Genomic DNA, 15,366 nt, shown 5'->3' with positions numbered 1-15,366 from the left:
GGGGCTTGCAAGTTTCGGAAAGCAATATGTTCGGAGTTGAAAAAGGTCTGAACTTTTACTTATAAAGAGAATAGAATTTTGTTGTAAGAGCTTGGATTTTTATCACCCACGATCGTGCTAATTACGTATGGATGAACTAAAACATTCAATATTAAATTTCCTCTCTATGATTTTTATCACTTTTTTAGATATTTTATTTACATAAAAGGGTAGAGAACAGTTAACAACATTAGAAAGGAGCAACAAATAAATGAAAAAGTATTTTTGGAATCTTTTCGCTGTTTTATTGCTTGTGTTTGTCGCAAGTTGTACGCCACAAGACAAGAGCAGCAACAAAAATGAGGCAAACTCTGACCAGGGCAATGCTAAGCAAGAAAGTATTCAGGAAAAAAGTACAGCTAACAAGACTGATAACAAATCAGACGGAGCAAACACCGGCTCTTTTCAGCATATCGATTACAAGGCAAAAACGGCACCAAAGTTTTCCGCCGATGAACTTAAAAGAAATCCTGAAGGAGATTGGCTTACCAATGGTGGCGATCTTTCTAATAGCCGCTATTCACCCCTCGATTCCATCAATACTTCCAATGTAAAGAATTTAAAAGCCGAATGGGTAACAAGTCTAGGCTCAGGCTTTGAGTTTAAATATTCTGGAGAAGCTACCCCGATCGTTTATGATGGGGTGATGTTCACCATAACAGGTGCAAACCACGTCCAAGCACTCGACGCCAAAACAGGAAAAATAATTTGGGAATACAATGCAAAACTTCCCGATGAACTGGATACCGTCTGTTGTGGATGGACAAGCCGCGGGGTTGCACTTGGGGATGGAAAGGTCTTTGTTGGATTATTAGACGCAAGATTAATCGCCCTCGATCAAAAAACCGGTAACCTCGTATGGGAAACAAGAGTAGACGAATGGGAAAAGGGCTATACGATTACGAGTGCTCCTCTTTACTATGATGGGAAAGTTTATACGGGAGTTGCTGGTGGTGAATATGGAATTAGAGGATATATGGCTGCTTATGATTCCGGATTCGGCAGGGAAATTTGGAGAAAGTATACATTACCATCCCCTGGCGAAAAAGGTAGCGAAACATGGCCCGAAAATACTGAAGACATACTGAGAGGCGGTGCTCCTGTATGGCAAACACCTGCCGTTGATCCAGAATTGAACATGATTTATTTTTCTACCGGAAATACTTCTCCGGATTTGGACGGCAGTAACCGGGAAGGAGATAATTTATTTGCCAACTCCGTTATGGCCCTTGATGCCAACACTGGGGAGTATAAATGGCACTTCCAGGAAGTCCACCACGATATATGGGACTTAGATCCTGCGAACCCTGTTGTTTTATTTGATGTGGAAATGAAGGGAAAAATGAGAAAAGGAATTGTTCAAGCTGGAAAAACAGGTTGGCTTTATATTTTAGACCGGACTAATGGGGAACCGCTGGTTGGCATTGAAGAAAAGCCGGTGCCACAAAATGAAAAACAAAAAACTTCCCCAACCCAACCAATCCCAATCGGAGATGCCTTTGTACCACAAACGGTAACCGATGAAGATGTGAAACGCGATCTCCCAAAAGAATTTAAAGGAGAAATCGGAAGTATTTTTACTCCTTTCTGGGACAAGCCAGTTACACTAAAACCTTCACCCCAAGGGGGAGCAAACTGGCCGCCATCCTCCTATAATCCGAACACCGAGTATTTCTACGTGTTGGGAAATGACAATTACTTTGCCTATGCCCATTATGGCGAAGAAGATGAAAATAAATTCAAGGAAGGCAAGGAGTATATAGGAAGCGTCTGGCAACCAGTGGAAAAGTCACCAAGCAGAGGAACTGTAACCGCCATGGATATTAAAACGAATAAAATCGTCTGGCAGAAAAAATGGGATGCAATTGCCTACAGCGGCATCTTGACTACAAAAGGAAATCTTCTTTTTACCGGTCACAATGACGGACGAATCATTGCCTATGACGCGACTAATGGCGATGAGATATGGGACTTTAAAATGGATGCTGGAGCTAATGCCCCACCCATTACTTACGAAATTGATGGCAAGCAATACATCTCCATCTACGCTGCAGGGAATACATTGGCAGGATCCAAGCACGGAGATAAAATCTATACATTCTCATTGGAAGGTCAATACGGTTCTTTGGATGATATTCCGAAAGATCATATTAATACATCACCTGTAAAACATAAAGCAGCCAAAAATGAAAAAGACCAAAAAGGCCCAGATAAAAAAGTTGCTGCAAATGACGGAAAAACCATTTATAAAAACAACTGTCTCGCCTGCCATGGTGCAGAGGGAGCAGGAGGTCACAACGGACCAAACTTACAAGAAACAGATATGGATTTGGATGCAGTTATAAATCAAGTTAATAAAGGGAGCGGCTCCATGCCTCCATTTGATCAAACATTATCTAAAGATGAAATTCATTCAGTTGCTGAATATGTCAAAAGCCTTAGCAAAAAATAATAAATGAAATAAGGGTAATCGTCTTACACTCCAGGGCGATTACCCTTTACTTTTAAAAGCGATTCCCTTCCGTCCATATGTGTGTAGTCTTAAAGATATTTTTTATTTTCATAAAAATACTTTTCTTTAAATAGCTGTGGTTCAAATTTTCTATCATTTTATACATTGAATGTACATGAGATAAGATAAACCGTAATAGGCGAACGATTGCTTAGAAGTTTTATAGATTTACTTTTTTTACTTTGTACGTCCGATGAACAACCATGAAATTGACAACTTGATGGGGATAGGTAAAATAACTCGATTGGTTACCTTGCCTACCTTGTTTTCGACAAGAGGCACCAATACGAAAACTCCTATTAATATACTGATTTATTCGACTCCATCATTCTTCGTACATACACGAATTATACGGAAAGTATAAAACGCAAAGAACTGAGGAACTTGGTCCTCAGTTCTTTTTACATTCATTTATTTTACAGAAGTAGCCTCTACTGCTTTTGCAATGGCTTGTTCAAGATCACCAGTGATGTCTTCGATCGCTTCTAGACCAACTGCCAAGCGGATTAATTCTTCTGTCACGCCAGTTAATTTTAATTCTTCGGCACTTAGCTGCTGATGAGTAGTAGAAGCTGGGTGGATGATTAATGATTTTGCATCACCAACGTTCGCAACGTGTGAGAACAACTTCACGTTATCAATTGTCGCTCTTCCTGCTTCACGCCCGCCTTTAATACCGAATACTATTATTGCTCCCGCTCCTTTAGGGAAGTACTTTTTCGAAAGTTCATAAGATGGATGGTCTTCCAATCCTGGATAAGATACCCACTCTACTGCATCGTGTTCTTGTAAGTATTTCGCTACAGCTTTTGTATTTTCAACATGTTTCTGCATACGAAGATGTAATGTTTCCAATCCTTGTAGGAAAACAAAAGCATTATCAGGGCTTAAGCAAGGTCCGAAATCACGAAGTAATTGAACTCTTAGCTTAGTCGCAAATGCCGCTCCCGGTACATCGATTCCAAATCGGATTCCATGATACGTATGATCTGGTTCAATAAAATCAGGGAATTTTTCGTTATTCCAGTCAAACTTACCGCTATCTACTACAACTCCACCGATGGCAGTTCCGTGTCCGCCAATCCACTTAGTAGCAGAATGAACAACAATATCTGCGCCAAACTCAATTGGTCTGCTTAATACAGGGGTAGCAAAAGTACTATCAACAATTAGCGGAATTCCGTTTTCATGAGCAATATTTGCAACAGCTTCTACATCAAGAATATGAAGACTTGGATTACCAATTACTTCACCGAAAAGAGCTTTTGTTTTTGGAGTTATAGCTTTTCTAAAATTCTCAGGATCTTTCGGGTCAACAAATTTCACATTAATTCCATACTTCGGAAGTGAAACAGCAAATAAATTAAAAGTACCGCCGTAAAGATCAGTAGCAGCAACAATTTCATCGCCTGCACGAGCGATATTTAAAATCGAAAATGCAATTGCAGCCATTCCGGAAGATAAAGCAACTGCAGCAGTTCCACCTTCAAGTTCTGCAACACGTTTTTCAAATACATCTACTGTCGGGTTCATAATACGGGAATAAATATTTCCTGCAACTTCTAAGCCAAATAATTTTTGAGCGTGCTCTGTATTTTCAAAAACATAAGAAGTTGTTCTATAAACTGGAACTGCACGTGCACCCGTTTGATCAGGCACCTGTCCTCCATGAAGCAATACCGTTTCTTGTTTGTAATTTTCTTGACTCATTGTTCCATCCTCCTAAAATATGTGTTTGTTGATTTGAATACTCACCTTTAATGGTAAAGCAAAATGTTCCCGCTACCTTCAAACAAGCAAATGTCCTTGACGCAAAAAGTAGCTTATTGACTTTTTACGTTGCGGGTTTTCGACCTAGAATCGTTGGCACCTGGAGATAGACACTAAAAAACTAAAAACCCTCTTCAATAAGAAGAGGGCTTATAATCAGTTTCCTCCCCTTATCTACCAGATCACAATGGATCCGTAGGAATTAGCACCTTTTCAGATATCATCATCTGAAGGTTGCCGGGCATCGCAGGGCCTATTCCCTCCGCCGCTCTTGATAAGAGTGATATTAATATTCATTTTTAAATTTTCTTTAAACTCTTGAAAACTAGTATATATGAAGGATATTCAATAAGTCAATACATTTTTTACAGATAATTTAAATCACTTTAAATCTTTTACCAACTTTTCCATCATTTCTTCATCCATAGGTCCTAATATCTTCTTTTGAATAACTCCATTTGTCGCAATCAAATAACTCGTTGGAATCGGAATAATCCTATACTTTTCGGCAACATCCCCATCTTCATCCAACGGAACGTGAAAAGTAAGCCCATATTCTTCGATGAATTTTTTGACCTTTTCTGGTCCATTCCCGCCCTTTTCATTAGCAGTCAAATTAACTGCGATGATTTCTACATTCAATTCTTTAGCATTTTTCTTATAAAAGTTTTCCATATGTGGCATTTCTGCTCTACAGGGAGGACACCATGTTGCCCAAAAATTCAAAATGACCTTTTTTCCATTAAAATCGGATAATCTAATCTTTTCGCCATCAAGTGTCATGAGTTCAAAATCAGGTGGGATATCCCCTTCGGTCAATCCTTCATTTAACGCTTCTACACCTTCTATTTCATCTGACGAATTAATATAATATTTTTCTTGTTCCGCTATATCATCTTTCTTGGCTCGTGCATCTTGAATAATGTTCACAATTAATATACCTGCAAGCAAAGCAACTAGCGTTAAGCCAAAGATTTTTTTAGTCACTTTCTGTCCTCCTTATTTTTGCTAGTATGCTTAATATCATTGCGATTATAACATAAATAGCTATAGGCAACGTAAGTAATTGATTTTGCAAAGAATAAATGAGGGCTAAGATCCCAATGTATAAAACCATGATTTGAAGTTGCCAAGTTAATTGTTTTTCCTTTAAAAGAGAAAATGTGACGACAACTATTCCTATCAATAGATGAACAACTACCCACATTGTCGATACGTCTATTAAGTATGCAGAAGCAACCTCATATATAACTATGAAGAAAAGCCAAGCTTGAATAAATTCCTCTATCTTGGCCACATTTTTTTTCACATAAAAATATGTATACAAGATGGCTGCAGCTACACCGATCCATAGGCCTTTGATTCCACCGTTAAAGTATAATATAGCGAGTGGATTAGATAGAATCATTTTAAATTGAAAAAGAATTACACTTAACTTCCACGTCAATATAAAAATAAAAACTACATTCCCATACCAGTTAGCGGTGTCTTTTCGTTTACGAAGCGATAAAAACAACCCTGTCAGGAAAAAGGCTAATAATATTGAAACCCAGGATGCGGGAAAAGATAACGTCCCAATTGTATACCAAGACAAATCATATCAACTCACTTCTACACTATCTAAAATTAAGGCTCTTTTCTTATAAATTGTTGCTATTTTTTAAGAGAATACTTGTAAAACTTTACGAGAAAAGAGCTGCAAACATCTAGCTCACCTTTAAGGGAGAAAACTTAGATATAGGCTTTTACAAAACTTACGAAGACAGCCGAACTTAATTATAGAATTGGAGAAAGTAGACGTGAGAGAGATTCTTTGAATCGAATTAATAGCGATCGATTATGATATTCTTCTAATGTCAGCTCTCGTGAATCCTTCATATCGTCTTTGTAAATATTAACGAGTTCCCTCACTAAAACTTCATCATATAAAAAAGCATTTACTTCAAAATTTAAGCGGAAGCTTCGAACATCGATATTCGCAGTACCGACTGTTGCAAGTTTCCCATCGGCTACCATTGTTTTAGCATGAATAAACCCTTTTTCATATATATACACTTTTGCGCCTGTCTTTAATAATTCACCAACGTTGGACAAAGTTGCCCAGTAGACGAAGGCGTGATCAGGTTTATTAGGAATCATCAAGCGAACATCTACTCCGGAAAGAGCAGCAATTTTTATAGCATCAAGCACACTTGCATCAGGGATAAAATATGGTGTTTGAATATAAATATATTTTTTCGCAGACGTTATCAATTTTAAAATCCCATATTTAATCTGTTCCCACTCAGAATCCGGTCCACTTGAAACTATTTGTACATCCGTATCTCCAATTGCCTCAAGTTCAGGAAAAAGTCGATCCTCATAACTTATTTTTGTAGAAGAGGCTTGATTCCAATCTAAAATGAACCGGGTTTGCATCGCATATACGGCTTTACCAGAAATCTTTAAATGGGTGTCGCGCCAGTACCCAAATCGTTTATTTAATCCTAAATACTCATCTCCGATATTGAAGCCGCCAATATAGCCAATTTCCCCATCAATAATTGCAAGTTTCCTGTGGTTACGATAATTAACTTGCAAATTCAAATGCGGCAAAATAGCCGGGAAAAATGCACTTACTTTCCCGCCAGCTTCAATTAATGGCCCGAAAAACTTCCTTGGTAGTAGCCTTGAGCCCATCGCATCATATAAAACTTTTACCTCAACTCCCTCATTCGCCTTCTTCGTGAGGGTAGCCAATAGTTCTTTTCCTAGCCTATCATTACGAATAATATAGTAAACAAGATGAATATGATCGTTAGCAGCTTTTATATCACTTAACAATGATCGAAATTTATTTTCGCCGTCAGTAAAAATTTCAACATGATTGTCTTGTGTGAGTACGGATCTGTCATTAACTAGTAACATATAAATTAAATCCTGATATTGAGAATTTCGATTATCGTTAAATATAAACTCCCCTTTTTGCAACAATTCTATTTGATATTTCGTTATCTCCATAATCCCGATCTTGTTAGTGTCTTTCCATTCAAAAATTTTCTTTCGACTTAAATTTTGTCCAAAAATCAAATACAAAACGAAACCTGCTACCGGAACAAAAAATAATACTAGCAACCAAGCCCATGTCGCCCCAGCATCTCGTCTTTCCAAAAATACGACAAAACCAGCCAAAACAATATTTAAAAGAAGGAAAAGACTTAACAAAGCCGCCATGATAGACGTAATTGTCATAAATAGCCCCTCTATCCCATAATATAAATCTAATGTCAATTTCCTATATTTTAGCATAATTACCAATTTGAAAGTACTATATGAAACTTTAGATAACGAGAATAACTAAAGGAGTGCAGTCTTAGAAGACAAGCAAATATCCTAATACGCAAAAAGCCGCTCTTTGTTTCTTATGTAGAGAGTGAACTGATGGTCCTGGAAAAGTATTAGTTTAAAAATAAAAACTAAATAAATATATGTTGAACTTAGAAGTAGAATTGTCTGTTAAGCGAAGTATGGGTCGACAGGCTGTAGCTCTCGGCGACTATGAAATAAGGATGTGTTGGCTTTACACGACGTTCCCATTTGCCTTCTGAAGAGGTATAAGAAATACGGTTGTCTTTGACAGCAAATGATAAATTCTCAAAGGAAAAAAGCTAGGCGGAAATTACCATCTTAAAGATAACATTACTTTTGCAACTTATATTCTCTTAATTCAATATAAAAACCGCACCCTATTGGATGCGGTTATCTATTAATTAAAAACTTACATATCTACGTGGGTCAACAGCATTTGATTTAGCCATATTCCAAAGTCCTACATGTAGTTCAAAATGAAGATGCTGACCATATGAATGCCCGGTATTCCCCATTACACCTAATTGCTGGCCTTTAGATACAACTTGTCCTTCGCTGACACTTCTGCTTCTCATATGAGCATATACAGTCTCATAGGTTTGTCCATTTAAATGATGAACAACAAAAACTACATTACCATAACTTGAAGAATTATACGATCTACTTACAACCCCATCTGCTGCGGCAACAATTGGAACTGGTCCTGACGCTGCAATATCAACTCCAGCATGCATGGCTCCCCAACGGCCTCCGAAACCTGAAGAAACGTATCCTACCGCTGGCCTAGAAAATAGTCCTGAGGATACAGGCGGCTTTGCAACTTGGTTAGATTCGACCCCATTACTTACTTGTCCACTTGTACCGCCATTATTTTTAGCAGCTTCAGCAGCTGCTGCTTCTCTAGCCTTGCGTTCCTCTTCAGCTTTTCTTGCAGCTTCGGCAGCTTTACGCTTTTCTTCTGCAATTCTATCTTTTTCTAGTTTAATAGCCTTTTGAAGAGCAACTTCTTGAGCTTTCAATAATTCCGCTTCTTCTTCCAAAGACATTTTTTCACTTTCAAGATGCTTCTTCTGAGCAGCTAATTCCTTATTTAATTGAGCTTTTTTAGCATTTTGATTTTTCAAATCTGCTTTCAGACTTTCTAATTCTTTCAGCATTTCATTTAAACTAGCAAGCTCTTTTTCTACTTTTTCCTGATTCTCTTCAAGCTTTGCTTGATCAGCTTTTTGCTCTTCAATAATTTGCTTATCAGCACTTACTAGAGTTGATATAACAGAAATCCGATCTATAAAGTCACCGAAACTCTCAGCACCTAGAATAACATCAATAAATTTAACTGACCCACCATTCTGTTGAATGTTTCTGGCACGTTCAAGAAGCAGGTCATTTCTTTTTTGAATACGTGTCTTAAGATCGATAATTTCTTTCTTTAGCTTCTCTATCTCTGCTTTCGTATCTTCTATTTGCTTTTGCTTTTCCGTAATTTTCCGATCAGTATCAGTTATCTCTCTTTCAAGCTGTTTCATCTCAGCTTCTAATTGACTTTGGCGATCACTAATATCTGAAATTTTATGATCCTTTTCATCTATCGACTTATTAATATCTGAACGTTTATTTATTACATTTGATTGCTCTTGTTGTAAATCGTTTAATGTCGCGGCAGATGCACCATGGGCACTTGTCAAAATTCCGCCAAATCCTAATGTTACCGCCAATGTCATTGAGAGTATCGAACGTCTTTTCAAAAATAGTTCCCCTTTCTCCCTCTTGCAATTCACCCTTATTTAATAGAGCTTCTGTACAATGATAATAGTTTCACACTTTCAAGAATCGTCTTACGGAGATGAAACTGCCCCAGCCGCCAATAATAACTCCAATTAAAAGCATAATCAGGCTAACTTCATACACGAATGGTGTATATTCGAGTGGTTGAACCACTTGTCTTGGAATTCTCATTTCCATAAAGTCATAAGCATAATAATAACCTGAAGCAACAATACCAATTGGTATGATGGAACCTAAAATTCCTAGCCAAATTCCCTCAAAAAGGAATGGCCAGCGAATAAACCAGTTAGTTGCCCCTACTAATTTCATAATTTCAATTTCACGACGTCTTGCAAAAATAGTAATTTTAATCGTATTTGAAATAAGGAACATAGCTGTGAACAACAAGCCAATAATGAGGACTAAACCGATGTTTCGACTCGTTTTTAATACTTTAAACAACTTCTCAACTTTCTTTTCACCGTACTCTGCAGAGTGGACAAATTCCATTTTGCGAATTTGCTCTGCAACAATAGGAGTATCCGTAGGCTTCTTTGTTTTTACAATAAATACATCGTGAAGAGGATTATCCTGTTTCTCAATAAAGTTCCATTCTTTCCCCATTGTTTTGATTAAATGCTTCAACTCGTCTTCTTTGGAAGAGTACTTTATAGATTCAACCAAATCCAATTTTTCGATTTTTTGCTTCAAATTTTCTTGATCTTTTTTTGATGCAGTTAAATCAATATGGGTTCTTATTTCAACATCTTTTTCAAGATCAGAAGCAAATTTATTCATATTCATCAAAATGACGAAGAAAACCCCAACTAAAAGTAATGTAACGGTAACAGCACTTACTGAGGCAAACGTCATCCAGCCATTTCGACGTAGACTTTTGAAGCTTTCTCTAAGATGTCGTCTGAGGGTTCTAGCTTTCATATCCGTAATCCCCCCGCTGTTCATCGCGGACTATTCTTCCGCTTTCAATCGCTATAACTCTATGTTTAATTGTGTTTACAATCTCTTTATTATGAGTGGCCATAATAATCGTAGTGCCCTTCATGTTGATTTCTTTTAAAAGACTCATAATCTCCCATGAAGTATCGGGATCTAAGTTACCTGTAGGCTCGTCCGCAATAACGAGTTTTGGATTATTGACGATTGATCTCGCAATTGAGACGCGTTGCTGCTCTCCACCAGAAAGTTCTGTTGGAAGCATACGAACTTTGTGCTTTAATCCAACCATTGTCAAAACGTCCATAACTCTTTTTCTAATATCTTTAGGACGTTGTTCTATAACTTCAAGGGCAAAGGCAACATTTTCAAAAACCGTAAGTGTTGGCAGAAGCCTAAAGTCCTGAAATACAACACCAATATTTCTACGCAAAAAAGGGACATGTCGATTTTTTATTCTCGTTAAATCGATCCCATTTACGATTATTTTTCCCGATGTAGGTTTTTCTTCCCTGTACATCATCTTGATAAAGGTAGATTTTCCCGCACCGCTTGGGCCAACGACATATATAAATTCACCTTGGTTAATGCGGATGTTCAATCCATTAGCGGCAACTATGCCATTCGAATATCTTTTCACTACATCCTGCATTTCAATCATACTATCACCCGGTTCCTAACCATCTTTTCCAATAGACAAATTGTCCTAAATATGGAAATTGTCGAAATGAAAAAAAAGGTGGTTTTTTTGTTGTTCTTCTGTTTTCTCGCTATATATCTTATGTATGCGAAAAAAGCTGATGCGTTCTGTCGCTTGCTGGCGAAAAATGAACCCAAACCTATTATAACATCAGATATTAATATGTTAAGGGATAAATATATTACAGTTTCATTTCATTTTTGTCGATTTCCTCCTTAACATTACCATTTTTATAGTTTTTTAGTATTAGGAATAAAATCCTGAGTATAAAATAAAGATATTTTTGTTGATTTTAGCTAACAAAGCCAAAATAAAAAGCAAAACATGAATACTGTTTTCATGCTTTGCTCTAATCGTCTTCATCTACTACTTCTATCGGAATTTCTGTGAAAGTTTCATTGTCATGTATAAATTGGTCCGTACTAGATGATTCTTCTCCCTTATTTGGACTTGAAGACTCATCCTCTCCAAAACCAAATTCCTTTTTCATCCCTTTAAATTCTTTCATATCCTCTTTTATTTGTTCCGATAGTTCTTTTGGCATCACTTCCCTGCCGTATGTGGCACCTATGTTTAAAGCACCACTTAAATCTTTTATACCTAATTGCGCAAAGTTATTATTTTGTTCATACCTATCTAAGTAAAATTTATCAATATTAATTTCTTTAATAACCATTGGTTGCTGTTGAGTCTTCTCTTCATTTGTTTTCGTTTCCTCCTCCTGCAATCGAGAAAGCTGAACTTCAATTGCGTCGATTCGGTTAGTGAGTTCTATGTGTGATTGTTGAATCTGCAGAACATTTATTTCTAGTTCTCGGATCTGTTTGTCCATTTGTTCGACTGCTTGAATAAAAGGGGATATTTTTTTTATAACTGATCTTTCCAAATGTAGAGCATCTTCACGATGATTGCTTTTGGGCTTTTCCTTCCGAACTGTTTTTTTCTCTGGAACTTTTTGAGGAGGTTTATCTTTTAAATTTAACAGAGGAGTAATTTCTTCCTCAAACGCCAAGATTCTTTTTACATGCACTTCTAGTGCGTTGAATCTCTTCTGTTTTTTCTCTAGTTCGGCTATTTTTTCTAATATCATTTCATGATTTTGTTTTTGGTTAAATAATCCTTTTATTGGCATTTGTAATCCTCACAATTTATATTTTTTACTAAAGAATTGAGGAACTATATACATTCTGTAAGCATTACGATACTGTTTGTTTGCATTTACAACGGCGGCAGATATTGTTCTAAAAAAAATGGGAGAACTATCTGATAGACGGTTTTGGAGAATTTAGCGGTGACGGAGGAAAGGTCTAGATTGGCAGGATACAAAAGTTAGTCGATGGCCACCCTTTCTTCTTGAAAATATTTTCGGTTGTATGTCAATGTTAGGAGCCCGTTATGAAGCTTGGCCCTAATTTGATTGGAATATGTAGGTTCGGGCAATTCAATAATTCTTTGAAACTGCCCCTCTTTTCTTTCTTGTAGGACCGCGTGCCCAAAAATCAGGGGGGTTGATGTTCCTTTTAATAAAAGCCTGTTTCCCGAAACAGAAATATGAAGATTTTCTTTTTCATAACCTGCTAGTTCTGCAACTATGGTAACTTCCGTGTCCGTCATATATATATCAATTTTCGGAAATGTTGTTGAGCTTTGTGGTTGATGATTTTCCGCTGTAGAAGGGCCCCCATTCGTATCCATCGTATCATTCATAAATTGAGCAAAGGAGGATTGATTCATCATATTACTCCAAAAGTCACCCGACTGGTATTTTTGAGCTAGTTCCATCCATTGCTTTAATTTATCGAAATCCATGGGTTATCCCTCCTTTTTAGGTTCATAATATCAAGTATTTTGAATATAGTTCGTTATAGGGGGTGGACTCCGTTGTCTAGTGCTATTAACATTAATATTTATGTAATTAAAATTAATTCCTTTGAAAATGCATCTGCAGTAAATATCGGACAGAACCTATTGGCCGATTGGAATAACTATGACAAAAAGACTCAAGGATTTGGGCAAAATTTAGGAGATGACTGTGGGTTTATAGGAACTAAAAGCGCCGTTGATGATCGAGACCTAATTGATAGTCCTGCATCTTTTCAGAAAATTCCTTTTCCACCAATAGGAGGTGGAAATATTTTGTAGTTTTAATTTTTTTATAAATTTATCACGGTTGATATAGAGAGCAAAACCTTGATGGATTGGGTGGGGTTTGAAAATGTGCCTTTAAAATGGATACGAATTCGGTTAAGTTAAGAAGTTTGATTTTATATGATTCTTTGATCATAGAAATACCAGGTAGACTATTTGAAATAAAAAATTCACCAAAAAAGGATGCATATGCGGCATCCTTTTTCATCTTATTTTTTCTCTGATAACCAAGTTGCCACTTTATCAGCGTCATCGCCACTAATAAGGTTGCCTGGCATACCCGGTCTACCTTCTTTAATCACTGTTAAAATTTCATCTTTTGAGAGCTCAGAACCAATATGAGCCAATTCCGGTCCATTTCTGCCTTCGAGATTCTCTCCATGACATGAAATACAATTTTTCTTTACAATTGCTTCCGCGTCGTTTGTTGCAGTTGTTCCACCTGCATTATTATTATTATTGTTGTTATTCGCGTTATTTCCGCCACCACAAGCTGCTAGCCCAAGAGCCAATGTAATTCCCATAAACAATCCAATTATTTTTTTCTTCAATGTACATACTCCTTTCCATGTCTGGCGTAATTTTAGTATACCAACAATACAATTATTTAAAACTAAACAGCCTCCATACAAACCTACCCACAATTGGAAAAGTTTACAGCAAACCCTTATGTAGTATAGCTTTTCCTCATTTGTTGCTAATATGTGAAAAGTAGTGTGAATTACATAATAATTATTAACAAGTAATTCTATATATGATATAGTTTGCCACCAACAAGATAATACGAATAAGCTGTGTCCGATATAACATTGTGACAAATCCTTGAGTTTTGCCAAGATTTAGGGCAATGCGCGGCACTATTGAGTACATTTCCTTGAGTTATGCCATGATTTAGGACAATACGCGGCACTATTGAGTACATTTCCTTGAGTTTTGCCGGGATTTAGGACAATGCGCGGCACTATTGAAATATTTCTCTGAGTTATGCCGTGATTTAGAACAATGCGCGGCACTATGGGTTACATTTCCTTGAGTTATGCCGTGATTTAGGACAATGCCTAGCACTATTGAAATATTTCACTCAGTTATGCCGTGATAAGAGGCGGTGGTCGGCAAAGATTTAATGTGTGTGTAATTTCATTACGGAGAAAGAGTCACTCGGCGAATCCTTTAGGTTGTTCTTTCATAGTAAGACGCTTTCCCATTCCCTTTAATAGCATAATGTTTTAATAATACCCTACGAATTGTGTCTTCTGATCGTATCCCATTACACCAATCAAAAATAATACTTGTTGTTATTTTTTGATTAGGAAAAATTTCTATAGTCCCACAATTTTTACATGTTAAAACTCTTCTTTTGCTCTCCAAATTAAACGAAGAACAATTAGCGCAGATTACTCCTTTACGCAGTTTGTCATAACTATATTTGGGTAAGTTTGAATATGAAGATTTAATTTTATGCAGAGAAGCAATTTTCTTAGCCAGCCTCATATGATATCCATTAACTTTGGATGAGAGTTGATCAAGCTTAGTGAAAAATCGATTTAATTGGTTTGGAAAAATAATAGGTAGATTTCGGATGGTGTTATATATGTGGAAGTCGGGATTAACGTAGATGATGTAAGACTCTATGGGGATGTTGTTTCCTAGCTCTTGAAGCAATCTCCTGAATAAAGACTCGGATCTTTCTAACTGATTTACTGGATTCTGAATAGGTGTTCCATTGATGTAATACCATTTGCCATCTTCTATGTAATAATCACCTTCATGATTTTTAATCTCGAATAGCAATATGAGCTTTTGAGCAATAATTATTGAATCAATTTGGAAGTTTGTATTATTGCTTTCTAACTGTAAATCATCGAGAACCAGCCATTCTTTCGATAATCGATTCACTCTTTCATCAAACAGTAACTCACCTTCGTAACCTTTTTCAAGCCTGGCTAATTGATCTGCTTCCTCAGTGGATAAAGTTTTCCTACTCTTTAATATCCTAAAAGCTTTTAACTCATCACTTTCAACTCTCGATTTGATATTCATTTTTCACATCCTCTCACGTAATTATCCTTATTGTAGCAATTGCAGCTCAAGAACAAAAGAGCAAGCACCTGTTCAGCGAGGTACTAACTTT

Annotated in this window: 13 protein-coding genes and 1 riboswitch; of the genes, 2 read left to right on the top strand and 11 right to left on the bottom strand. The window is 36.8% G+C overall.

The window, feature by feature from the left end; genetic code table 11:
* The first annotated feature begins 250 nt into the window (after window positions 1-250).
* Window positions 251-2,491 carry an outer membrane protein assembly factor BamB family protein gene (locus MT489_RS09225; RefSeq protein ID WP_244681255.1) on the top strand — a complete coding sequence of 747 codons (2,241 nt, stop codon included), beginning with the start codon at window positions 251-253 and terminating at the stop codon, window positions 2,489-2,491.
* 471 nt (window positions 2,492-2,962) lie between these two features.
* Here MT489_RS09225 and MT489_RS09220 read toward each other — a convergent pair whose 3' ends face one another.
* The 9 genes from MT489_RS09220 to MT489_RS09180 all read right to left on the bottom strand — a co-directional run bounded on the left by MT489_RS09220 (window position 2,963) and on the right by MT489_RS09180 (window position 12,896).
* Window positions 2,963-4,261, bottom strand: coding sequence for an O-acetylhomoserine aminocarboxypropyltransferase/cysteine synthase family protein (locus tag MT489_RS09220; protein ID WP_244681254.1), 1,299 nt, complete (start codon window positions 4,259-4,261; stop codon window positions 2,963-2,965).
* Window positions 4,262-4,488: 227 nt separating this feature from the next.
* Window positions 4,489-4,602, bottom strand: a riboswitch (SAM riboswitch).
* A gap of 100 nt (window positions 4,603-4,702) precedes the next feature.
* Window positions 4,703-5,308, bottom strand: a complete 606-nt coding sequence (locus MT489_RS09215; protein ID WP_244681253.1) for a redoxin domain-containing protein — start codon at window positions 5,306-5,308, stop codon at window positions 4,703-4,705.
* Complete coding sequence (locus MT489_RS09210; protein WP_244681252.1) at window positions 5,301-5,915, bottom strand: hypothetical protein; 615 nt, start codon at window positions 5,913-5,915, stop codon at window positions 5,301-5,303. The genes MT489_RS09215 and MT489_RS09210 overlap by 8 nt, the downstream gene beginning before the upstream one ends.
* A gap of 182 nt (window positions 5,916-6,097) precedes the next feature.
* Entirely contained in the window at window positions 6,098-7,552 is a 1,455-nt protein-coding gene (gene cls / locus MT489_RS09205; protein ID WP_244681251.1) for a cardiolipin synthase, read from the bottom strand.
* 518 nt (window positions 7,553-8,070) lie between these two features.
* Entirely contained in the window at window positions 8,071-9,414 is a 1,344-nt protein-coding gene (locus MT489_RS09200; RefSeq protein WP_244681250.1) for a murein hydrolase activator EnvC family protein, read from the bottom strand.
* A gap of 70 nt (window positions 9,415-9,484) precedes the next feature.
* The gene (ftsX, locus tag MT489_RS09195; RefSeq protein WP_244681249.1) at window positions 9,485-10,372 is read right to left on the bottom strand and encodes a permease-like cell division protein FtsX; all 888 of its coding nucleotides are present in this window, start codon (window positions 10,370-10,372) and stop codon (window positions 9,485-9,487) included.
* Window positions 10,362-11,048, bottom strand: a complete 687-nt coding sequence (gene ftsE / locus MT489_RS09190; RefSeq protein ID WP_244681248.1) for a cell division ATP-binding protein FtsE — start codon at window positions 11,046-11,048, stop codon at window positions 10,362-10,364. Before ftsE ends, ftsX begins: the two co-directional genes overlap by 11 nt.
* A 388-nt stretch (window positions 11,049-11,436) precedes the next feature.
* Window positions 11,437-12,219 (bottom strand): hypothetical protein, encoded by a 783-nt coding sequence (locus MT489_RS09185; RefSeq protein ID WP_244681247.1) that lies wholly within the window; start codon window positions 12,217-12,219, stop codon window positions 11,437-11,439.
* Window positions 12,220-12,416: 197 nt separating this feature from the next.
* Window positions 12,417-12,896: an Hsp20/alpha crystallin family protein gene (locus tag MT489_RS09180; protein WP_244681246.1), complete on the bottom strand. Its 480-nt coding sequence runs from the start codon at window positions 12,894-12,896 to the stop codon at window positions 12,417-12,419.
* Between the two features lie 72 nt (window positions 12,897-12,968).
* On the opposite strand from MT489_RS09180, the gene MT489_RS09175 reads away from it, so the two are divergent.
* The gene (locus MT489_RS09175) at window positions 12,969-13,229 is read left to right on the top strand and encodes a hypothetical protein (protein WP_244681245.1); all 261 of its coding nucleotides are present in this window, start codon (window positions 12,969-12,971) and stop codon (window positions 13,227-13,229) included.
* Window positions 13,230-13,444: 215 nt separating this feature from the next.
* On the opposite strand, the gene cccB is transcribed toward MT489_RS09175, so the two are convergent.
* Window positions 13,445-13,786, bottom strand: coding sequence for a cytochrome c551 (gene cccB / locus MT489_RS09170; RefSeq protein ID WP_244681244.1), 342 nt, complete (start codon window positions 13,784-13,786; stop codon window positions 13,445-13,447).
* A 619-nt stretch (window positions 13,787-14,405) separates the two neighbouring features.
* Window positions 14,406-15,275: a nuclease-related domain-containing protein gene (locus MT489_RS09165; protein WP_244681243.1), complete on the bottom strand. Its 870-nt coding sequence runs from the start codon at window positions 15,273-15,275 to the stop codon at window positions 14,406-14,408.
* Window positions 15,276-15,366 lie beyond the last annotated feature (91 nt).

The sequence above is a fragment of the Lederbergia wuyishanensis genome (genome assembly GCF_022900255.1).
Classification (GTDB): Bacteria; Bacillota; Bacilli; order Bacillales; family Bacillaceae_C; genus Lederbergia; species Lederbergia wuyishanensis.
The sequence above is the reverse complement of the archived record's forward strand: the minus strand, read 5'-3'. Positions and strand labels throughout refer to the sequence as shown.